Below are 20516 nucleotides of genomic sequence, written 5' to 3'. Positions count from 1 at the left end.
GCTCAGCCCAGGGACGCCAACCAGGCCGCGGTCTCCCGGGGTCGGTCGAACCGGAGCGTGGTGAGCGGAGCGAAGCGCGGGTCGTTCGTACGGCGCCCGATCTCGGCGCGTCTGCCCGCGTGTTGGGACCAGGCCCACCAAACGGGGTGCTCGCGGCTCAACCAGCCCACCCAGGTCTCCCTGTTGCCGCCGAAGATGCGCTCGCGGGTGACCGTCCGGCGGAGGGAGCGGCGCAGGACGCGCGGCATGATCACGCGTCTCCCATAGTCCAGCCAGAGCACCGTGTCGGCCTTCTCCCAGAGCAGGTCACGGACTTCGGGAGAGCCGATCGAGTCGACGATCCAGCGGGGTTCGGCGGTGAGCCGCAGCACGTCGTCGGTCAGGGTCTCGTTGACGGTCCAGTCGGGGCCGGTGAAGTACAGGGCGTCCATCTCGTGGTACGGCACTTTCAGCCGCTCGCCCACACCCCGGGCCAGCGTGGACTTGCCCGCACCCGTCGCCCCGACCACCAGGATCCGCTCCATCCCCGCACCTTAACTACGATGTGCGACGCCCGCCGATCATTAACAGGAGCCCCACCATGAGCAGTCCGCAACACGCCCACGCCTCCCTGGACGGCCTCGTGACGGGCGACGCCCTCGGGGACAGCTGGTTCACGCGGTCCGACGAGCCCGCCGAGGAGTTGTGGGCCGCGCGCGAACTGCGGCCCGCGCCATGGCTGTGGACGGACGACTCGGCGATGGCCTTCGTCCTGTTCGCGCATCTGGTGGCCCATGGAGAGGTTCAACCGAACGCGCTGGCAAGGGAGTTCGCCGCCGAGTACGAACGGGAGCCCGGGCGCAAGTACGGCCCGTCGATGCACGGTGTGCTACGCCGCGTCGGCGAGGGCGAGGACTGGCGCGCGGTCACCACGGGGCAGTTCGGCGGGCAGGGGTCCTACGGCAACGGTGCCGCGATGCGGGTCGCCCCGCTGGGCGCCTGGTTCCGCGACGATGTCGCCACCGCCGCCGAGCAGGCCCGGCTCTCCGCGCTGACCACCCACGCCCACCCGGAGGCTGTCGCGGGAGCGGTGGCCGTGGCGGTCGCCGCCGCGCTGGCCGCCGCCGGAGCGGATCAACCGGCCCTGCCGCGCGCCGAGTTCCTGCGGGAGGTCGCCGCACATGTCCCGGACGGCGATGTCCGCTCCCGTCTGCTGGTCGCCGCGGGCTTCTCCGAGCGGACGTCGGTGCGGCACGCGGCGTCCGTGCTGGGTTCGGGGACGCTGATCTCGGCTCCGGACACCGTCCCGTTCGCCCTGTGGTCGGCGGCGGGGCACCTGGACGATCTGCCGGAGGCGTTGTGGCAGACCGTCGCCGGGTGGGGCGACCGCGATACGACCTGCGCGATCGTGGGCGGGGTCGTCGCTGCCCGCACCGGCACCGGGGGCATCCCGGCCGCCTGGCGGAATGCTCTGGAGGCGATCCCGGCCTGGAGTGGTTGGGACGCCCTCGCCGCGGTCCGGCGAACCTCCGTGTAGGGCGGCGGCGGACGTCGGCCCAGGACTCGCCATTCTCGGTCCGGTCGACGACGGTGCCCAGGAATCCACCGACGAGCGGGTACCTGGCGTGGCCGCGTATCACCTGTTGTGTGCGGGTTCGGCTCGGAGTTCCACGGCCGTGATCGCGAAAGCCAGCGGCCCGGGCAGCAGCGGGGCGAGCAACGGCAGCATCCACAGGAAGGCGACGCACAGACCGACCGCCGCCGCGATCAGGGCGCAGCCGACGGGATCCGTGACGGAACGGGTCGCGGCCCGGGTCAGGGCCGGAATCCAGCCGTGCGCGACCTCCGGGTCCGCCGCCGCGCGCAGGGCGAGGACAAGTCCCGCCGCTGCCAGACCAGTCAGCGCCCACGACATCGGACCGGCGCCCGGAAGTCCCGCCCGCGCGAGCGCCAGGTCGAGCGCGACCAGGGTCAGCGCGGCGAAGGCCGTCACGCCGGCCAGCACCGAGCGGCGCGGTCCATGGGCGCGGAACTCGGCGACGTACTCCCCCAGGATCACCGGACGGTCCTCCCGGACAGCCCGGCGCAGGACGGAACAGGCCGCCGCCAGTGCCGTAGGGGCCGTGATCAGTGGGAGGGAGGCGACCGCCGCCGCCATGCCGATGGCGAGCATGTCGGCGAAGAGTGTGAAGCGGGGGCCGAACAGCTCGCCGGGCTCCCGGCGCCCGGGTACGGGGGAACTCATGGCTCAGCCCTTCAGTCCGGAGGTCGCCATGCCCTGCACCAGGTAGCGCTGGAAGGCGAAGAAGAACAGCACGATCGGTACGATCGAGATCACGGACATCGCGAACATGGGGCCGTAGGCGGAGGTGCTGGACTGGTCGACGAAGTTGCGCAGGGCCAGGGTGATCGTGAACTTCTCCGGGTCGAAGAGGTAGATCAGCTGGGTGAAGAAGTCGTTCCAGCTCCAGATGAAGGTGAAGATCGCGGTGGTGATCAGTGCCGGGCGGGTCAGCGGGAGGACGACCGACCAGAAGATGCGGAACGGTCCGCAGCCGTCGATGCGGGCGGCCTCGTCCAGTTCGCGGGGCAGACCGCGCATGAACTGGACGATGAGGAAGACGAAGAACGCCTCCGTGGCGAGGAACTTGGGCAGGATCAGCGGCCAGTAGGTGTCCACCATGCCGAGTTTGTTGAAGATGATGTACTGCGGGATCAGTACCGCGTGGTGCGGGAGCATCATCGTCGCGATCATGAATCCGAACATCGGGCCCCGCATCCGGAACCGCAGCCGGGCGAAGGCATAGGCGGCGAGGGAACAGGAGATGACGTTCCCGATCACCGAACCGACGCTGATCAGCAGGGAGTTGAGCAGGAGCCGGGTCACGGAGACACCGCTGATGCCGTCCAGGGCGGTGGTGTAGTTGGACCACTCGAGGTGGCTCGGCAGCAACTTCAGGCTGGTGAGGACCTCGTCGGCCGGCTTCAGCGAGGTGGCGAGCAGCCAGGCCAACGGGTAGAGCAGGACGAGGAGTACGGCCAGCAGTCCGACGTGCTTCGCGACGGCCGCGGTACGGGCGCGGTTGGCGGTGGTCTTGAGGTTGGACACGGTCGTGGCCATCAGGCCCCCTCGTTGGCGTAGAAGACCCAGGAGCGCGAGGTCCGGAACAGGATGAGGGTGACCGCGCCGATGGCCAGCAGGAGGACCCAGGCCATGGCGGAGGCGTAGCCCATGTGCGAGGCGGAGAAGCCCCGTTCGTAGAGGTAGAGGGTGTAGAACTCGGTGGAGTCGGCCGGTCCGCCGTTGCCGCCGCTGATCGCGTACGCCGGTGTGAAGACCTGGAAGGACTGGATGGTCTCCAGGACGAGGTTGAAGAAGACCACCGGGGACAGCATGGGCAGGGTCACCGACACGAACCGCCGCCAAGGTCCGGCGCCGTCGAGTGCCGCGGCCTCGTACAGGTCGGCAGGGATCTGCTGCAGCCCGGCCAGGAAGATGACCATCGGGGCGCCGAACTGCCAGGCGGAGAGCAACGCGACGACGAACACCGCGAGATGGGGGTCGGACACCCAGCCGCCGGTGTGGATGCCGACGGAGGACAGCAGTTCGTCGACGGTGCCGCCGTCGTTGTAGAGCGCCCGCCACACCAGCGCGATCGACATGCTCGCGCCGAGCAGGGAGGGCGCGTAGAACGCCGAGCGGTAGAAACCCTTGGCCCGGCGGGTGCCGCGGAGCAGCAGCGCTACGCCGAGTGCGAGGGCGAGCTTGAGGGGGACGGCGACCACGACGTACAGGAGGGTGGTGCCCACCGACCGCCAGTACCTCGGGTCGGCGGTGAACATGTCGGAGTAGTTGCGCAGTCCGACCCACTTGGGCGGGTCGAAGAGGTCGTAGTCGGTGAACGACAGATACAGCGATACGGCCATGGGCGCGAGCGTGAGGAGGACGACTCCGAGGATCCACGGCGAGAGGAACACGTAGGCGGGGCCGCTCCGTTGGCGGTGTGCGCGGCGTTCGCGCGGTGTCTCGGGGGTGGTTGTCGCGGGGGGCCGGGTGGCTGTGGTGGTCATCGCAGCTCCCGCTTCGCCTCGGCGACGTACTCCTCGGCGGCTCCTCGCGGGCTCTGCATGCCGTAGGAGACGCGCTGGTAGTCGCGTTGGAAGGAGACCTGGAGGACGACGTCGCCGCGGGGCGGTGCCATGGGCGGCGCGTCCGTGCCGTGGGCGGCGATCGTGCGTCCGTAGTCGTAGACCTCCTTCTCCGGGCCGGTGAGGGTCCTGCCTATCGCGGCGGCTATTCGCCTGTTGGGCGGTGTGGAGCGGGTGACGCCGAGGATCTTGCCCGCGTCGGGGTCGTTGAGCAGGAAGTCGATCAACTCGGCGGCCTCCTTGGGGTGTTGGGTGCCCGCGCCGACGCCGATGAGCATGGTCGGCTTGAAGTACTGGCCGACCTTTCCGTCGGTGGTGGGTACGGGCGCGAAGTGGACGGAGTCGCCGAGCAGCGGCGGATAGCCGAGGAAGGGGGCGTCCCAGTTGAAGTCGGTCGCGGCCAGTCCCCGTCCCATCGGGGTGTCCTCGACGGCGCCGCCGATCTGGGCGGTGTCCCTGGCCTGCGAGACGACTCCCTCGCGGCGCAGTTTGTCGGTGAAGGTCCAGAACTCGGTCAGGTCGTCGGTGCCGAAGCCGAGCCGGTGCTGGGAGGCGTAGAGCTGCTTGCCCCTGCCGCGCAGCCAGGTCTCGAAGGCGTCCTCGTTCACGCCGAGGTCGGAGAGACCGGTGTAGGCGTGCCCGTTGGGGCCCTTCATGCCGAGCGCGCTGATCCTGCGGCCCGCCTCGGCCCAGTCGTCCCAGGTCCAGCCCGGCCGGGGCGTGGCGACTCCGGCCTTCTTGAAGACGGCCGCGTCGTAGACGATTCCGGTCGTTCCCCTGCCCATCGGGAGGGCGTACTGCCGGCCGCCGTAGACGCCGGTGCGGGTGAGGCCCTTGTCGAAGTCGGCGGTCCGCAGGGTGCCGTTGCTGAGGTAGGGGCCGAGGTCCAGGAGGGTGCCGCTGCCCGCGTACTGGGATATCTGCCGGTAGTCGAGCTGCGCCACGTCGGGGAGGTCGCCGCCCGCCGCCTGGGTGGCGAGCTTCTGCACATAGGCCGGGTAGCCGGCGAAGGAGGTGCGCACCGAGATGTTCGGATGCCGCTTCTCGAAGAGGGCGACGGCGGCGTTGGTACGTTGCGCGCGGTCGTCGTTCCCCCACCAGGCGAACGTCAGGCCGACCTTCCCGCCGACCGCGGTGCTCCCTCCGCCGCCGTCGGCACAGCCGGCGAGGAGCGGGGCGAACACGAAGCCCGCGGCGGCGCCGAGGAGATCTCGTCTCCGGATACTGGGTGGTGTCATGGCGATGCCTCCTGAGTGGGGCGTGGACATCGTTGTCTGAGGTCAGGAGTGGTTGCCCGGTCCGGTGGAAGGTGGGGGGACGGATTACCGGGAGCGCGACCCAGGGGGTGGGCCGGATGAACGGTGGGGGTATGGCAAGCGCTTTCGCCTGCACCGAACGTAGATCCCGTCCGTCCGGTCGGTCAACGGTGCTGCAGCACATGTTTGTTCGGACATGGGGCGCGCAACACCGGTCGGTGCACGCGCCCCATGTCGGGTCCGGCCTCAACAGCCGTACGTTTTGGGCCTAGAGACGCACGGCCAATGCCCGCCCGGCCACCGAGGCCATGTGCTTCCCCACCAACTCCATGCACAGCCGCATGTTCTTGTCCGCGATGTCGTTGTCCGGGATACGGCAGGCGAACTGCAGACCTTCATGGACTCGAGTCACCCACGCGCACACCTGATCGCCGTACGACACCCGGATCAGCCCGTACGCCTTCAGCTCCTGCCAGCGGTCCGAACCGGGCAGGGCGCGCGAGTCGACGTAGGAGACGATCGAGTACAGGTCGGGGGACGTGGGCCGGAAGTCGGCGCCCAGCAGGCGCAGTACGCGGGCGATGGGCATACGGGCCAGTGGGCGGTTCTCGCGGAGGGTGGCGCGGACCATCCGCAGGGCGTCGTCGAAGTCCCGCGCGTGCTCGATGGGGATCTCGATCGGCGCGCCGCCCACGTACCAGCCGACCGAGTCGGCCCAGCGGGACTTGGCCCGGGTGTGGAAGGGCACGACGGTGCGGTACACGTCGAGGCCGCTGATCTCGCGGGCGGCGAGGGCGACGGCCGCCAGGACACCGACGAGGCTTCCGCCGTACGGCCGGCAGTACGCCTCGAAGGCCGTCGCCTCCGCGTCGCCGGTCAGCATTTCCTGGAGGAACTTCTGTGTGGGCAGCGGCCCTTGGGGGTCGAGGCCGAGGTCGACGGGGAAGTTCGGCAGTTTGCCGTCGCAGCGGGCGATGAACTCGCGCCAGCGGGAGACGACGGTGTGCGTGTCGTCGATCTGGTCGGCGTCCGTGCGCTCACCCGCGCAGAAGTCGATGTAGCTGGCGACGGGCGCCACTTCGACCGTCCTCCCGGCCAGCCCAGCGGCGTACAGCTCGTGCACCTCCCCCGCGATGCGATGGAGCGAGTACGCGTCGACGTTGCTGTGGTCGAACGCCAGGTACACGCTCGTGCAGTCCTGGCGTACGACCGCCGCGAAGAGGAAGTTCGGCCAGGTGAGCGCGTCCGCCGTGACATCGAAACGGTCCTGCAGATACCGGGTCAGAGTCCCCGCGTCCGCGAACTCGCCGATGTCCTCACGGTGCAGGGCCACATCGTCGGCGTCCAGGGTGAAGCGGCGCATCTCGTCGCCGGCCCACCGGAAGCCGCTGCGCAGCGTCTCGTGCCGGAGCATCCAGTCCCGCAACGCGCCCTGGAGCACGTCGAGTTCGATCCTCCCCGGCATGTCGAAGGCGGTGCCGAGCCAGGTCGGCACGAACAGCCCGTCCTCGCGCACCGAACGCGCCGTACGGATATGGGACTCCTGCACATACGCCGGTGGCCGCACGTCGTCGGGAAGCGCCCGCGCCGCTCCTACGGCCGCCGGGTGCAGCGTCCACTCGACGAGTCGTCCGGGACGGATCTCGCACCGCTGAAGGTCACTCATGCGCACAGGGCTCTCCGTTCGCCTGCCCACGGGAGGCCGCCGGGCACCACTGTCGATCCACGCCTCCATGCCGCTCGGGCACCGCTCACTGCATGCGGAGATCAACGAGCGGGCCGTTCGGAAAGCAACGCTCTGGAACCCGCCGTTCCGAAAGGGAGTGGATCAAAGGGGATCAGAGGGGGGTGTCGGCGCGTACGGCGATGACCGCCAGGGTGGTGTAGGGCATCGTGAAGCCGCCTCCCAGGGCGTCGACGGCTCGGCCCACCTCGCCCAGAATCTCGGCCAGTCGGCCGGGGTCGAGGCGGGTGAGGCCGCCGGTCGTGGGGAGGAGATCCAGCCACTGGTCGCGCGTGTACGGCCGCTCCCAGTCGAATCGCGACTGTTCCGGTTCATGGAACCGCCCGGTCTCGCGGATCCTGTCGGCCACCTTCGCGTATGCCGCCTGGTACATCTCCAGCGGGCGGCGGGCCGATCCACCACCGAAGGGCGAGTCGGGCACCACTCGTCGGTAGGCGGCCGCGAAGGGCTCGGCCACCTCGGCGGGCGGCTCGTACACGTGGCCGAAGATCGCCAATAGGCCGTTGGGGCGCAGCACTTGGGCCGCTTTGACGGCACCGGCGAGCGGGTCCACCCAGTGCCAGGACTGGGCGGCGGTCACCGCGTCGAACGTCCGGCCGCCCGGTTCCCAGTCCTCGAAGGTCGCCACCTCGACCGGCAGGCCGCGGTCCCGCGCGAAGTCGGCCATCCGCGCGTCCGGTTCGACGCCGAGCACGGTGCAGCCGGCGGCCTGGAACTGGCGGGACGCGATGCCGGTGCCGCAGCCGACGTCGAGTACCTCCGGCGCACTCGCCCCCGGGCTCCCGGTGACGACGCGCACCACCAGGTCGTCGGGATAGCCGGGGCGGGCCTGGTCGTAGCGTCGGGCGTCCGCGCCGAAGGACTCGGCCATCTGCCGGGCCTGGTACAGCGGGGCGGGTTCTGGCTGCTCTCGCGGTAAAGTGGGCATGCGTTCACCTTAGTGGGCAAGCGCCCACAAGCCCAGAGGCGCCGTCGAGCCGGCGCACGAGAGGAACCCACAAGTGCCGACCGGGGTGCACCTTCGTGATGCGCGGCAGCAGTTGTTCGACGCCGCCGAGCGCGTACTGCTGCGGGACGGCCCGAACGGGCTGACCAGCCGCGCCGTCACCGATGAGGCGGGCTGCGCCAAAGGCGTTCTGCACCGGCACTTCACGGACTTCGACGCGTTCCTCGCCGAGCTCGTCCTCGACCGGGCCGCGCAGTTGGAGACACAGGCCCAGGCGCTGCGCGACTCCGCCGGAACCGGCACCGTCGCCGACAATCTCACCGGCGCGCTGACCACCCTGTTCGGGCCCGTGCCGGTGGCGATCATCCCGCTCATCACCTTCCGGGACGAGTTGCGGGCGCGGCTGCGGCAGGCCCGGCCCGGGGGCGGTATCGCCATCCTCGCCGAGATGACCACGGCGGTCTCGGCCTATCTGACCGACGAGCGCGCCAAGGGCCGCATCGCGGCCGACGCCGACATCGACTCGCTCACCCTCTCCCTGGTCGGCGGCGGACACCTCCTGTTCGCCGACCGGTCCTCGGACCCGCCGACCACATCGACCGTCGGCAAGCTGGTGACCACGGTGCTCGCCGATGTCGTACAGCGGCGGCCACGCTGAACTCGCCTTGCAGCGCTGCGTGTTGGTGAGGGCGTCGCCAGCGACGAGGGTCAACTGGTGGACGCCGTACATGTGAAGCGCGCGGATGGCGCCCCTGCCTCGCACGTCGCTGTGACCGACCGACCCCGGCAAGCGGGCGTGGCGGCACCAACTCCAGGACTCCGCAACCCCGTTGGAGATCGCACGGAGTGGATCTTACGAGAGTCTGACGCGGCCCCCCGAGGTCTTCACCCGTCGCCGCGCAGCGGCAACTCTGGTGCCACACACCGGTGGACACCACCGCGGTGAAGGGAAAGCGGCCACCGCGGCGGGACATCCCGGGCACGTGACGAGCGTGCCCGGGACGCCGTGCGGGAGGAACCCCTACAGCGGAGCCGCGCCTATCCAGCGGCGATACGCGTCCGTGTCGACGTTGCCGCCGCACACGACGGTGACCACATGGCGGCCGGCGAAGCGCTCGCGGTTCTCGATGATCGCCGCGATGCCGAGCGCGGCCGACGGTTCGGCGACGAGGCCGGCGTGGTCGAAGAGCATCCGCATACCGGCGATGATCGACTCCTCCCGGACCAGGAGGGCGTCGTCGGCGACCAGGAGGAGGTCGTCCAGGACGGCCGGGATGGGAAACCGGCCCGCGACGCCGTCGGCGATGGTGTCCGCCGAGTCGGTGGTGACGACCCGCCGCGCGCGCCACGAGAGCGTCAACGCCGGTGCGCCCAGCGGCTGGACGCAGATCACCTCCACCCCGGGCGACAGGGACTTCAGCACATGCCCCACTCCGGTGGCCAGCGCCCCGCCGCCGAGGGCGATCAGCACGGTGTCGAACGGCCGCGCCGCGTCCGCCAGTTCCAGGCCGATGGTCGCCGCGCCCTCGCACGTCTCGATGTCCAGGCTGTCCTCGACCAGCCGGATGCCCTTCGACCGTGCGACGGCCGCCGCCCGCTCGCGGGCCAACTCGTGGTCCCCGTCCACCAGTTCCAGCCTCGCACCCAACGCGCGGATGCGGTCGAGCTTGGCCGCGGTCGCGAAACGGGACGCCACTACGGTGACATCGAGCCCCCGGCCGCGACCGGACCACGCCAGAGCCTGGCCGAGGTTGCCCGCGCTGGCACACACAGCGGCCCGCTCACCCCTGTCGGCGAGTCGGCTCGCGACGAGCTCGGTGCCGCGCGCCTTGAAGCTGCGGACCGGGTTCGCCGTTTCGAGCTTGACGCTGACCGCGCACCCGAGGCCGGGCTCCAGCGCCTCGCAGCGGTACAGCGGAGTGTCGAGGAACATCGGGTCGATCACCCGACGGGCCACCCTGATCCGAGCCGTGTCGAGGCGTGTCTGCTGCACGACACGGCAGCGTAGCGCCACCGCTGCGGTTCCCGTCCCTGTGCGCCGAAGGTGTGCGGGAGATCTTCGACGAGGAGCAGCGGCAGCGGTTCGGGGACATGCTGGCGCTGGGGCGTGTGTGCCGGCCGGAGGACGTCGCCGAGACGGTCGCCTTCATGGCGTCGCCGGCCGCCGGATACGTCGACTGCGCGGTCCTCGACGTCGACGGAGGGCGGGGCCATGCCCATGGTCTCCGGGTGACGTCCCGCACGCTCTGACCAGCGGTCCGCAGGTCGGCAGAACGGACGAACGCCGGTGCGGGTGGCCCAACCAGGGCTGCCCGCACCGGCGTTGACGTATCTCTGCGGCCGGTCAGTCCTTGGTGGCCCGCACCGGTTCGGGGTCGGCCGGGGCCGTGTGGCCGGCCGGGGTGCGCGGCGGGAGCGAGTCGCCCTCGATGTCCACGTTCGGCACCGCGCGGTCCAGCCACTTGGGGAGGGTCCACGCGTGCCGGCCGAGCAGGCTCAGCACCGCGGGAACGATCGTGAGGCGGACCACGAAGGCGTCGATGAGGACGCCGACGGTGAGCGCGAAGCCGATCGTCTTGACGGTCGGGTCGTGGTTGAAGATGAAGCCGCCGAAGACGGCCGCCATGATGAGGGCCGCCGCGGTGACGACCCGGCCGCTGCGCTGCACCCCGTGCTCGACCGCGGCCCGCGCGTCCCCGTGGTGGTGGAAGTACTCCCGCATCCGGCTGACCAGGAACACTTCGTAGTCCATCGCGAGGCCGAAGAGCACACCGATCAGCAGGACCGGCACGAAGCTCGCGATCGGGGCCGCCGCCGGGATCTGGAACAGGTCGTTCAGGTGGCCCTTCTGGAAGACCCATACGACCGCGCCCAGGCCGGCGGCGATGGACAGCAGGAAGCCGAGCACGGCCTTGAGGGGCACCAGGACCGAGCGGAAGGCCAGCATCAGCAGGAGCAGCGCGAGCACCACGATGATCGTGACGAACAGGGGCAGCGCCGAGGCGAGCTTCGCCGACACGTCGATTCCGGCGGCGGTCGCGCCCGCCACGTAGGCCGTGCCGCCCGCGTCGGCCACCGGGGTCACCGCATGGTCGCGCAGCCGGTGCACCAGGTCGGTGGTCCTCTTGTCGTCGGGGCCGGTCTTCGGCACGATGCCGAGCACGGTGATCGCCCCGTCCTCGGTGGTCGTGGGCGGGGCCACGGTCGCGATGTCCGGGTCCTTGCCCACGGTCCCCGCGACCTGCTCCACGACCGTCTCGCGCTGCGCGGCCGGTACGCGGGTGCCGTCCACGACCACGACGAGGGTGGCGTTGAAGCCGGGGCCGAAGCCCTTCGTGAGCAGTTCGTAGCTCTTGTGCTGGGTGCTCGCGGTGGGCTGGGTCTCGTTGCTGGGCAGGCCGAGGCGCAGTCCGGTGGCGGGCAGGGCGAGGACGAGCAGCCCGAGGACACTCACGACCAGGACGGGGACGGGGAAGCGCGTCATGAGACGGCCCCAGGCCAGACCCCAGGCACCGGGTGTGCGCCCGCGGGCGGGCACCCGAGGCTGCGGAGAACTCGCCCCCGGCCGTGCGCTCTTGGAGCGCAGGCGTTCACCGAGGTACCCCAGCAGGGCCGGTACGAGGGTGAGGGCCACCAGGACCGCGAGGAACACGGTGCCGGCGGCGGCCAGGCCCATCACGGTGAGGAAGGGGATGCCGGCCGCGGAGAGCGCGGCGAGCGCGACGATGACCGTCACGCCCGCGAAGGTCACGGCGCTGCCCGCGGTCGCGGTGGCGCGGGCGATCGAGTCGGGTACGTCCTGCCCGGGATCGGCGAGTTGTTCACGGTGGCGGGAGACGATGAACAGGGCGTAGTCGATGCCGACCGCCAGCCCGATCATCAGCGCGAGGACGGTCGCCGTGTTCGTCATCGTGATGAACCGCGACAGGAACTGGACGGTCGTCACGCCGACCCCGACGCCGACGAGCGCGGTCACCAGGGGAAGTCCGGCCGCCACCAGTGAGCTGAGCGCGATCGCGAGCACCACGAAGGCCACGACCACGCCGAAGACCTCGGCGGGTCCGCCGACCTCGGCCGGCGGGGTGGAGACCGTACCGCCCAACTCGACCTCCAGGCCTGCCTTTCTGGCCGGGGCGAGGGCGTCGTCGAGGCGGTCCTTGGCGGACTGGGGCACGCTGTCGGCCGGCTTGCCGAACAGGGCGTCGGCGTAGCCGATGGTGCCGTCCCGCGAGACCGCGCCGGTCTTCGCGGGGTCGGAGACACTGACGACTCCCGGTACCGCGGCGACCTCCTTGAGGGTCGCCGCGACGGCCTGCCGCTCCTTCTCACCGGAGAGTGTCTCGCCCTCCGGTGCGGCGAACACGACTCGGGCCGTGCCGCCGGCCGCCTGCGGGAACTTGGCCTTCAGGAGGTCCTGTGCCTGCTGGGACTCGATGCCCGGCACCGAGAACTCCGTCGTCACTTTGCCGCTGAGGGTGGTGCCCAGACCGGCGGCCACCGCGAGCAGCAGCACCCACATCACCAGCACCCGGCCCCGGCGGTGCGCCGCCCAACGTCCCAGCGCGTACAAGTGTTTCGCCACGGCAGGTCTCTTTCGTCTCAGGTTTCGAACGGTCGATCAGGTTGTTCCGCCCACCGGGGGCACGGTCTTCCGGCCCCGGGTGGGGACGCGGTGTCGCTACGGCCCGGTGACCGCGGCGAGTTGCGGGAAGGTGACGCCGGTGAGTTCCTCGGAGACCGTCCACAGGAGTCGGGCCGTCTCCGGGTCGCTGGCCGCGGCGGAGCGGCCGACCAGGGTCGGGGCGCCGCGCACCTCACCGCGGCCGTCCGGGCCGACGAAGCTCGCGCCGGGAAGATCCTGGACGGCGGCGTACAGGGTGGGCAGTGCGCCGGACCTGTTGTCCTGGGCCACGAACCGCATGACGGCGCGGCTCAGCGCGTTGCCGTCGTGGCGCTGGATGTCGGTGAACGCCCAGCCCGGGTGCGCGGCCATGGCACGCACGGGCGAGTGCGCCTCGGCGAGACGGCGCTGCAGTTCCAGCGTGAACAGCAGGTTGGCCAGCTTGGACTGGCTGTACGCCTTCCTCGGGTGGTACTCGCCGGTGTGGTTGAGGTTGTCGAAGTGGATGCGCGGGGTGCCCGGCTTCTTGTGTGCCTCGGACGACACGGTCACCACGCGGTCGGTGAGGTACGGCAGCAGCAGGTTCGTCAGGGCGAAGTGGCCCAGGTGATTGGTCCCGAACTGGGTCTCGAAGCCGTCCGTGGTGCGTGACTCCGGCGTGTTCATGACGCCGGCGTTGTTGATGAGCAGGTCCAGCTCCCCGCGCCAGCCGGCGGCGAACTCGCGCACGGATGCGAGGTCGGCGAGGTCGAGCCGGCGTACCTCCACGCTGCCGTTCACGCCCCTGGCGGCGGCCTCGCCCCGCCCGGGATCCCGTACGGCGAGCACCACATGGGCGCCCGCGGCGGCGAGCGCCTCGACGGTGGCGATGCCGAGCCCGCTGTTGCCGCCGGTGACGACGGCCGTACGGCCGCGCTGGTCGGGGATGTCGGTGGTGGTCCACGCGCCGGGTGCGGCGCTGGGTGCAGTGGTCATGGGCAGTCATTGTGGGCGGTGCCCACAATGGTGTCAACGTCAACAATGGTGACGCGGTCAACAATGTGGGCTGCGCACACATCACCGGTACACTGCCCTCCATGCAGACCCGCCCCCGCCCCTATCACCACGGAGACCTGCGCGCCGCCCTGCTGGCCCGCGCCGAGGAAACACTCCGGGAGAAGGGGACCGCCGCCCTGTCGCTGCGCGAACTCGCCCGCGATCTAGGTGTCAGCCACAACGCGCCGAGCCGTCATTTCAAGGACAAACAGGCGCTGTTGGACGCGCTGGCGCTGAGCGGCTACGAACGGATGACCGACGCGATGCTGGCGTCACAGGCCGATGCCGGGGAGTCGTGCCGCAAGAAGCTGGAGGCGGTGGTCCGCGCGTATGTGGGCTTCTGCCTGGACAATGCCGCGCTGCTGGACCTGATGTACTCGATCAAGCACGACCCGCAGGCGTCCGCCGCCCTGTTGGAGGCCACCGGGCGCTGGTCCGAGCTCATCGAGCAGTTGATGCTGGAGGGGCAGCGCCAGGGCGAGGTGCGCGAGGGCCCTCTCGACAGCATCGGCATCCCGGTCTTCGCGACGCTCCACGGCTACGCCGACCTGGCCGCGACCGGCATGCTCACTCCAGAGGTCGCGGAACACGGCCTGGACGAGGTGATCGCGTTCATTCTGCGGGGCGTCGCGCCGGACGCACGGCCCTGACGGGACCCGGGCCCGCGAAAAGCCGGAGCCAGGCCGAGCCGTACGGGACTCGACCGGGCTCTACGACGTCCTGCGGGACCATCGGTCACCACGCAGTGGAGGGGACGGTCACATGTTGATCATGTGTCCGGCCAGACCGTGCACCGCTTCCTTCACCGCCTCGCCCAGGGTCGGGTGGGCGTGGACGTTGCGGGCGACCTCGTGGACGGTGAGGTCCCACTGCTGGGCCAGGGTCAGTTCGGGGAGGAGTTCGGTGACGTCGGGGCCGATGAGGTGGCCGCCGAGGAGTTCGCCGTACTTCGTGTCGCTGATCAGCTTCACGAAGCCGGTGGTGTCGCCGAGGCCGTGCGACTTGCCGTTCGCGGTGAACGGGAACTTCGCCACCTTGATGTCGTGGCCCAACTCCCTTGCCTGGGCCTCGGTGTAGCCGAAGCTCGCGATCTGCGGCTGGCAGTAGGTGGCGCGCGGAATCATCGCGTAGTCCAGCTCCATCGTCTCCGCGTCCGCGAGGGTCTCGGCGGCGATCACGCCCATCGCCTCGGCGGCGTGCGCGAGCATCAGCTTCGCGGTGACGTCGCCGATGGCGTACAGGTGCGGGACGGAGGTGCGGCACCGGCCGTCGACGTCGATCGCGCCGCGCTCGGTGAGCCGTACGCCCGTGTTCTCCAGGCCGTAGCCGGTGACGTTCGGCGCGAAGCCGATGGCCTGGAGGACCTTGTCGGCCTCCAGGACCTGCTGGGCGCCGTCCTTGCCGGTGACCGTGACGCGGACCTGCGGGCCGGACTCGTCGATCGACTCGACACGGGTGGAGGTGAGGACGTCGATGCCCAACTTGCGGTACTGCTTGGCGAGTTCGGCGGAGACCTCGGCGTCCTCCAGGGGTGCGACGCGGTCCAGGAACTCGACGATCGTGACCTTCACGCCGTAGTTGTGCAGCACGTAGGCGAACTCGATGCCGATGGCGCCGGCGCCCGCGATGACGATGGACTGCGGGAGGTCGTCGGCGAGGATCTGCTCCTCGTACGTCACGACGCGCGCGCTGCGCTTGGTGCCGGGCAGCAGCTTCGGCGTGGCGCCGGTGGCGATGACGCAGTGCTCGAAGGCGATGGTGCGGGTGTCGCCGTCGTATCCGGCCACCTGGAGCGTGTGCGCGTCGAGGAAGGTGCCCCGGCCGTCGATCTCCGTGATCTTGTTCTTCTTCATCAGGTAGTGGACGCCCTTGACCCGGCCGTCCGCGACCCGGCGGCTGCGGCGGAACGCCTCCCCGTAGTCGAAGGAGACCTCCCCCTCGACCTTGATGCCGAAGGTCTTCGCCTCGCGGGTGAAGATGTGCGCCAACTCGGCGTTCCGCAACAGCGCCTTGGTCGGGATGCAGCCCACGTTGAGGCAGACGCCGCCCCAGTACCTCTCCTCCACCACCGCGACCCGCTTGCCGAGTTGCGCGGCGCGGATGGCGGCGACATAGCCCCCGGGGCCCGCGCCGAGTACGACGACGTCGAACCGGTCGTCCTGCGAGTTCTGCTGGCTCATCGAAAGATCCTTTGCCACGGGAAGGTCATGGTCGAGCATGCGTCTTCTGTAGATCCTCTAACAGTGTCCAGGATGCCCGGTCACCGGCGGACTACGAAGTCTTTGCGAACTCGCGGGGACCCCATGAACCGGCCCCCACCTGCACGAAGTCCCCTTTGTCCGCTCCTGCTCGACGGCGGTAATCCCGAGTTCACCGAGGTTCCCTTCCTCTGCGTTCTACGCGCGTGGTGTCATGCCCACGCTCACCACCCCCCACGTGGGCATCAACTCGACTAGGAGTCACGCATGTTGAGGACGTTCCTCGGCCGCGCGAGTGTCGCGCTGGCAGCCGGCGCCACCCTCTTCGTCACGGCCGTCCCCGCCAACGCCGCGACCTACACCGCCTTCGCCTTCTCGCAGTCCGGCACCACCCAGCCGACGATCTACGACTTCATCAACTCGGCCACCACCTCGCTCGACATGACCATGTACGAGCTGGAGGACACCACCGCCGTCAACGACCTGATAGCGCTGGAGAAGAAGGGCGTCACCGTACGGGTGGTACTCGACACCGCGCACCAGTCCGCCAACAGCTCGGCGTACACGGCGCTGACGAACGCGGGCGTCGGCGTGGTGTGGTCACCGTCCAGCTTCGTCTACACCCACCAGAAGACGATCACCGTGGACGCGACCAAGTCCTTGATCCTGACCGGCAATCTGACCTCGCAGTACTACTCGACCGGCCGCGACTACGGTGTCTTCACCGACGACACCCGTGACGTCGCCGCGATCGAGAAGGTCTTCAACGCCGACTACGCCGGCACCTCGATCACCCCGACCGACGGCGACCACCTGCTCTGGTCCCCCACCGACTCCCGCAGCCGGCTGCTGACCGTGATCAACGCGGCCACCACGACGCTCGACGTCGAGGAACTGGAGTTCAGCGACAGCACGGTGGTCAACGCCATCGTGGCCAGGGCGAAGGCGGGCGTGACCGTGCGGGTGGTGCTGGAGACCCCGTCGAGCTACTCCAGCCAGGTGTCCGCGATCAGGGCGGCCGGCGGCACGGTGGTCGGGTACTCCGACCCGAACGGCTTCTACATCCACGCCAAGGCCATGGTCGCCGACTACGGTCTCTCCACCCAGGAGGTGGAGGCGGGCTCGATGAACATCAGCAGCAACTCCCTCTCCAACAACCGGGAGTTGGGCATCATCCTCACCGGCACGGGCGTGGCCCAGTCCGTCGCCACCACCATCGAGACCACCTTCAAGAGCGACTACGCGGGCGGTACGGCGGCCTAGTCCGCACCGGTCGACTCCGAGGTCGGGGGCCTCGGAGTCTGCCGGACGGCACGGAGCGCGAGGGAGAGTTCGGTGATGCCGCGGGGGTCGGTCAGTGAGCGGCTGGTGCGTTCGGTGATCCGGCGCAGGCGGGATCGGATGGTGTTGGGGTGGACGTACAGCACCTTGGCGGCCTCCTCGGCCGAGCCGCCGGAGTCGAACCAGGCCTCCAACGTGTCGAGCAGCAAGGCGCGTTCGTCCTCGGGCAGGGCCTCGACGGGGCCGAGGACCTGGGCGGCGACCCGGGCCATGACATCGGGTGCGCCCGCGGTGGCGACCGCGACCGGGGAGTCGTCGAAGACGGTGACGGCGGCGCTGCCCGCGTCGCCGCCGCGCAGCGCGACCTTGGCGAAGCGCAGGGCGTCTCCGGTGCGGCTGAGGTCGTCGTAGGAGGGGCTCACGCCGACGCGCCGCTCCGCCTGTTCCCGCAGCACCCCGACGAGGTCGTCCAGGTCGCGCGGGGTGCGCAAGTGCACGATGCCCAGCTGGAGTTCGGGGCGCAGTCGCCAGGCGGAGCGGATGCCGCGCCGGTTCAGGACGGCCGCGATGTCCGGCAGGGCCCGCCGGCCGATCCGCGGTACCTCCGCCGCGACCACGGTGAAGGGGCCCTTGTGCGGCACGTCCAGGACCTCGGCGGCGGACCATACGGCGTCGGCGTCCATGCTCCTGCCCTCCAGGAGAGCCTCCACCAGCGCCGAACGCTCCTGGTCGCCCGCGAGGAGCCGCTCGGCGACCGCCTCGTGGTATCCGGAGACCATGGCCTCGGTGATGCCGTCCTGGATCTCCCACATCGCGGAGGCCGCGGCGACCAGAATGTCGTTGCCCACCAAGGACGTTGTGGTGGCCTCGGCGACCACCGCCTCCCAGAAGTACCGCACGCCGACGCGATAGGCCGTCATCACGCTGGGCAGCGGCACGTTCTGCGCGGCACGCCTGCGGCCGATGTCGGCGGCGGCCCCGGTGTCCAGGGGCACCTGCCCGGTCAGCGCCTGGAGCGCGTTGCCGGCATGGGTCCGGCAGGCGTCCTCCAGATCCTCCTCTGGCACCACGTCGTAGTGGTACGCCCGTGAGCCGGCGCGGATCCGCGCCGCCATCTCCTTCGTCAGCTCGTCGATGCGCTCGAGCAACGCGGTGGCCAGGGCGTTGATCTCCTTGTCGACCATGGTCCTCTCCGGCTCACCGTTCAAGGGGTCCCTGATTCCACCGTACGCCGGACCGTTTCGGGTACTCACCGGTTCCGGCCTGCTCCTACATCGTCTCCAGGGCGGCGCGCAGGGCTGCCCGCGAGGTGATGCCGAGCTTGGGGTACAGCCGGTGCAGATGGGAGCCGACCGTGCGGTGGGACAGGAACAGCCGTTCGCCGATCTGCCGGTTGGTCAGGCCCACGGCCGCCAGCTCGGCGATCTGCCGTTCCTGCACGGTCAGTGCGGCGGCCGGTGCGACGGGACCGGTGGTGGTGGCGACACCGGTGGCGCGCAGTTCGTTGCGGGCCCGCTGCGCCATGGCCCGGGCGCCGATCCGCTCGAAGGTTTCGAGGGCGGCGCTCAGATAGCGGCGGGCGCGGTGGTCGCGGGTGCGGCGCAGCCACTGCCCGTAGGCGAGCTGGACGCGCGCGTGTTCCCACGGCCACCGTGCCGCGTGGGGCAGGTTCAGGGCTGCCTCGAACAGGGGCCCGGCCTCGGTCTCGTCGGCCGCTACGGCCTCGGCTCCGGCGCAGATCAGCGCGGTCCGGGGCGAGATGCGGTGCACGGACGCCCTCCGCGCGGCGGCGACATGGTCGCGCGCCTCGTCCGCGCGGCCGGTGCGGACGGCCGTCTCGACCAGGTCCAGGACCGTCCACCGGCGCGGGACCCCGAAGACCGGCGCGCCGGGTGGCTCGATCCGGCCGGCCTGGACGTGGGCCTCCTCGTAGTCGCCCTCCCCCATGGCCGCGAGCCGGCGGGCCGACCGGGCGTAGGCCTCGGTCACCTCGATGCCCCGGGGTGCCGCCCAGGTCGTGGTCTCCTCGCTGCGGGTCCGGGCGAGCTCCGCGTCGCCGCGCAGCCCCGCGCCCGACGCCAGCAGGACGCGGATCTGCCGCTCCCAGAAGTGGTAGCCGTGCGCCGCCGCCAGGTCCAGCCCCTGCTGCGCCAGGTACTCGGCCTCGTCCCAGCGGCCGTGGACGTAGGAGTCCTGGCAGAGCAGCAGCAACGCGGGGACGACCATGGCGATCGCACCGCCGTCGCGTTCGCGTTCGATCATGCGGAGGACCAGGTGCCGGTGGTCCGACAGGGCGTCCGTGGCGACCGCCGCGAAGGCCAGCGGGATCAGTTCCCAGGGTGCCGCGTCGGCGGGCAGCGCCGCGAAGGCGTCCGCGAGGCCCTTGCGCAGCGCGTCGGGGGCATGCGTGGGGTCGACGTAGGCGTCGTAGCAGAGTCTGATCGGTGTCGCCGCGGTCGGTTCGCAGCGGGTCAGCGCGGTCTTGAGGAGATGCCACGGCTCGGGGCGGAGGGTGTAGAGGCTGACGAGGAGCAGCGCGTAGAGGATGCCGTGTTGGTCCCAGTCCTCGTTCGTGGTGACGACGGTGTCGTCGTCGACCGCGCGGGCCAGGAGGCGATAGGCGGCGTCGACGTCGCCCTCCTCGTTGGTGAGGAGGTGGGCGGTGGCGGCGAGGACCAGTCCCGTCGGCGCGTCGGGTGCTTGCCCAACATCGGCCAACAGCCTTGGTACGTCGTCGAGTTGGCCGGTGAACGTGGCGAGGTAGGCGGCTTCGACCAGGCGCCGGGACCGGTCGCCGGGGTGCGGGCTGAGTTCACCGGCCCGCATGAGCGCGGACACGGCGGCGGACGCGGCGACCCGCCGCCCCTCAACACCGCCCGCCTCCCCCGGGCCACCGGGCTCCACCCCGCGCCGCCACGCGGACAGAGCCGCCTCGTCCAGCGCCCGCGCCACCGCCTCGTCCGGCCCGGTCGCGGACTCGGCCAGATGCCACGCCCTGCGCTCGGGTACGGCGGTCAGGGCGTCGGCGAGCGCCCGGTGCGCGCGACGGCGCTCACCCGGCGACGCCAGGTGCACGATCACGGCCCGGGTCAGCGGATGCCGGAACGACACCTGTCCTACGTCCACTTGCAGCAGACCGGCGTCCCGCGCCGGACCGAGGACGTCGACGCCGACGCCGACCGGGCAGTCCGGGGCCTGCGGTGCGTTGCTGAGCGCGCCCGGGGCGAGGCCGCCTTCCGGGTCCTGCACGACATTCCCGAGCGCGGCTGGGCCGTGGTCGTCGCCCAAGGCACTGCGGACCGCAGCA

The 20516-nt window shown here is 70.7% G+C and carries 18 protein-coding genes; 5 read left to right on the top strand and 13 right to left on the bottom strand.

The genetic code is table 11. From position 1 onward, the window contains the following. Positions 1 to 2: 2 nt before the first annotated feature. Positions 3 to 524: a P-loop NTPase family protein gene (locus SSP08S_RS31350; protein WP_019071615.1), complete on the bottom strand. Its 522-nt coding sequence runs from the start codon at positions 522 to 524 to the stop codon at positions 3 to 5. A 56-nt stretch (positions 525 to 580) separates the two neighbouring features. On the opposite strand from SSP08S_RS31350, the gene SSP08S_RS31345 reads away from it, so the two are divergent. After that, positions 581 to 1516: an ADP-ribosylglycohydrolase family protein gene (locus SSP08S_RS31345; protein WP_019071614.1), complete on the top strand. Its 936-nt coding sequence runs from the start codon at positions 581 to 583 to the stop codon at positions 1514 to 1516. A gap of 99 nt (positions 1517 to 1615) precedes the next feature. Here SSP08S_RS31345 and SSP08S_RS31340 read toward each other — a convergent pair whose 3' ends face one another. From SSP08S_RS31340 to SSP08S_RS31315, 6 genes are all read right to left on the bottom strand, one after another. After that, positions 1616 to 2224, bottom strand: coding sequence for a hypothetical protein (locus SSP08S_RS31340; protein WP_019071613.1), 609 nt, complete (start codon positions 2222 to 2224; stop codon positions 1616 to 1618). Positions 2225 to 2227: 3 nt separating this feature from the next. Further along, the gene (locus SSP08S_RS31335) at positions 2228 to 3100 is read right to left on the bottom strand and encodes a carbohydrate ABC transporter permease (protein WP_019071612.1); all 873 of its coding nucleotides are present in this window, start codon (positions 3098 to 3100) and stop codon (positions 2228 to 2230) included. Beyond that, a complete protein-coding gene (locus SSP08S_RS31330; protein ID WP_019071611.1) occupies positions 3100 to 4050 on the bottom strand; it encodes a carbohydrate ABC transporter permease in 951 nt (316 codons plus the stop codon). Before SSP08S_RS31330 ends, SSP08S_RS31335 begins: the two co-directional genes overlap by 1 nt. Continuing rightward, a complete protein-coding gene (locus SSP08S_RS31325) occupies positions 4047 to 5366 on the bottom strand; it encodes an ABC transporter substrate-binding protein (protein ID WP_019071610.1) in 1320 nt (439 codons plus the stop codon). The genes SSP08S_RS31330 and SSP08S_RS31325 overlap by 4 nt, the downstream gene beginning before the upstream one ends. A 286-nt stretch (positions 5367 to 5652) precedes the next feature. Continuing rightward, a complete protein-coding gene (locus tag SSP08S_RS31320; RefSeq protein ID WP_019071609.1) occupies positions 5653 to 7050 on the bottom strand; it encodes a condensation domain-containing protein in 1398 nt (465 codons plus the stop codon). Positions 7051 to 7222: 172 nt separating this feature from the next. Continuing rightward, positions 7223 to 8056: a class I SAM-dependent methyltransferase gene (locus SSP08S_RS31315; protein WP_026178986.1), complete on the bottom strand. Its 834-nt coding sequence runs from the start codon at positions 8054 to 8056 to the stop codon at positions 7223 to 7225. A gap of 73 nt (positions 8057 to 8129) precedes the next feature. Here SSP08S_RS31315 and SSP08S_RS31310 point away from each other — a divergent pair, with 73 nt between their 5' ends. Further along, a complete protein-coding gene (locus SSP08S_RS31310) occupies positions 8130 to 8732 on the top strand; it encodes a TetR/AcrR family transcriptional regulator (RefSeq protein WP_019071607.1) in 603 nt (200 codons plus the stop codon). A gap of 363 nt (positions 8733 to 9095) precedes the next feature. Here SSP08S_RS31310 and SSP08S_RS31305 read toward each other — a convergent pair whose 3' ends face one another. After that, positions 9096 to 10067 (bottom strand): threonine ammonia-lyase, encoded by a 972-nt coding sequence (locus tag SSP08S_RS31305; RefSeq protein WP_026178985.1) that lies wholly within the window; start codon positions 10065 to 10067, stop codon positions 9096 to 9098. On the opposite strand from SSP08S_RS31305, the gene SSP08S_RS63100 reads away from it, so the two are divergent. After that, the gene (locus SSP08S_RS63100; RefSeq protein ID WP_218006671.1) at positions 10055 to 10324 is read left to right on the top strand and encodes an SDR family oxidoreductase; all 270 of its coding nucleotides are present in this window, start codon (positions 10055 to 10057) and stop codon (positions 10322 to 10324) included. The two genes, SSP08S_RS31305 and SSP08S_RS63100, sit on opposite strands and share 13 nt — an antisense overlap. A 94-nt stretch (positions 10325 to 10418) precedes the next feature. Here SSP08S_RS63100 and SSP08S_RS31295 read toward each other — a convergent pair whose 3' ends face one another. Together SSP08S_RS31295 and SSP08S_RS31290 are read right to left on the bottom strand one after the other, a co-directional pair. Then, complete coding sequence (locus SSP08S_RS31295; protein WP_019071604.1) at positions 10419 to 12656, bottom strand: MMPL family transporter; 2238 nt, start codon at positions 12654 to 12656, stop codon at positions 10419 to 10421. 96 nt (positions 12657 to 12752) lie between these two features. Further along, complete coding sequence (locus SSP08S_RS31290; RefSeq protein WP_019071603.1) at positions 12753 to 13670, bottom strand: oxidoreductase; 918 nt, start codon at positions 13668 to 13670, stop codon at positions 12753 to 12755. 101 nt (positions 13671 to 13771) lie between these two features. On the opposite strand from SSP08S_RS31290, the gene SSP08S_RS31285 reads away from it, so the two are divergent. Then, positions 13772 to 14380: a TetR/AcrR family transcriptional regulator gene (locus tag SSP08S_RS31285; RefSeq protein WP_043259818.1), complete on the top strand. Its 609-nt coding sequence runs from the start codon at positions 13772 to 13774 to the stop codon at positions 14378 to 14380. Positions 14381 to 14488: 108 nt separating this feature from the next. Here the strand turns inward: SSP08S_RS31285 and lpdA are convergent, their stop codons facing one another. Continuing rightward, positions 14489 to 15910, bottom strand: coding sequence for a dihydrolipoyl dehydrogenase (lpdA, locus tag SSP08S_RS31280; protein WP_019071601.1), 1422 nt, complete (start codon positions 15908 to 15910; stop codon positions 14489 to 14491). A gap of 285 nt (positions 15911 to 16195) precedes the next feature. Here lpdA and SSP08S_RS31275 point away from each other — a divergent pair, with 285 nt between their 5' ends. Beyond that, positions 16196 to 17191: a phospholipase D-like domain-containing protein gene (locus SSP08S_RS31275; protein ID WP_019071600.1), complete on the top strand. Its 996-nt coding sequence runs from the start codon at positions 16196 to 16198 to the stop codon at positions 17189 to 17191. Here SSP08S_RS31275 and SSP08S_RS31270 read toward each other — a convergent pair. Continuing rightward, entirely contained in the window at positions 17188 to 18393 is a 1206-nt protein-coding gene (locus SSP08S_RS31270; RefSeq protein ID WP_019071599.1) for a PucR family transcriptional regulator, read from the bottom strand. The two genes, SSP08S_RS31275 and SSP08S_RS31270, sit on opposite strands and share 4 nt — an antisense overlap. Positions 18394 to 18478: 85 nt before the next feature. Further along, the coding region (locus SSP08S_RS56230; RefSeq protein WP_019071598.1) for a LuxR family transcriptional regulator at positions 18479 to 20516 on the bottom strand (2038 nt) is incomplete at its 5' end.

Source organism: Streptomyces hokutonensis (assembly GCF_000376565.1).
Lineage (GTDB): Bacteria > Actinomycetota > Actinomycetes > Streptomycetales > Streptomycetaceae > Streptomyces > Streptomyces hokutonensis.
This window is presented reverse-complemented; position numbering and strand designations above follow the sequence as displayed.

Bases quoted from the DNA above. Each gene is read 5' to 3' on its own strand.
- SSP08S_RS31350 (WP_019071615.1), bottom strand. From the start codon at position 524: ATGGAGCGGATCCTGGTGGTCGGGGCGACGGGTGCGGGCAAGTCCACG.
- SSP08S_RS31345 (WP_019071614.1), top strand. From the start codon at position 581: ATGAGCAGTCCGCAACACGCCCACGCCTCCCTGGACGGCCTCGTGACG.
- SSP08S_RS31340 (WP_019071613.1), bottom strand. From the start codon at position 2,224: ATGAGTTCCCCCGTACCCGGGCGCCGGGAGCCCGGCGAGCTGTTCGGC.
- SSP08S_RS31335 (WP_019071612.1), bottom strand. From the start codon at position 3,100: ATGGCCACGACCGTGTCCAACCTCAAGACCACCGCCAACCGCGCCCGT.
- SSP08S_RS31330 (WP_019071611.1), bottom strand. From the start codon at position 4,050: ATGACCACCACAGCCACCCGGCCCCCCGCGACAACCACCCCCGAGACA.
- SSP08S_RS31325 (WP_019071610.1), bottom strand. From the start codon at position 5,366: ATGACACCACCCAGTATCCGGAGACGAGATCTCCTCGGCGCCGCCGCG.
- SSP08S_RS31320 (WP_019071609.1), bottom strand. From the start codon at position 7,050: ATGAGTGACCTTCAGCGGTGCGAGATCCGTCCCGGACGACTCGTCGAG.
- SSP08S_RS31315 (WP_026178986.1), bottom strand. From the start codon at position 8,056: ATGCCCACTTTACCGCGAGAGCAGCCAGAACCCGCCCCGCTGTACCAG.
- SSP08S_RS31290 (WP_019071603.1), bottom strand. From the start codon at position 13,670: ATGACCACTGCACCCAGCGCCGCACCCGGCGCGTGGACCACCACCGAC.
- SSP08S_RS31285 (WP_043259818.1), top strand. From the start codon at position 13,772: ATGCAGACCCGCCCCCGCCCCTATCACCACGGAGACCTGCGCGCCGCC.
- lpdA (WP_019071601.1), bottom strand. From the start codon at position 15,910: ATGAGCCAGCAGAACTCGCAGGACGACCGGTTCGACGTCGTCGTACTC.
- SSP08S_RS31275 (WP_019071600.1), top strand. From the start codon at position 16,196: ATGTTGAGGACGTTCCTCGGCCGCGCGAGTGTCGCGCTGGCAGCCGGC.
- SSP08S_RS31270 (WP_019071599.1), bottom strand. From the start codon at position 18,393: ATGGTCGACAAGGAGATCAACGCCCTGGCCACCGCGTTGCTCGAGCGC.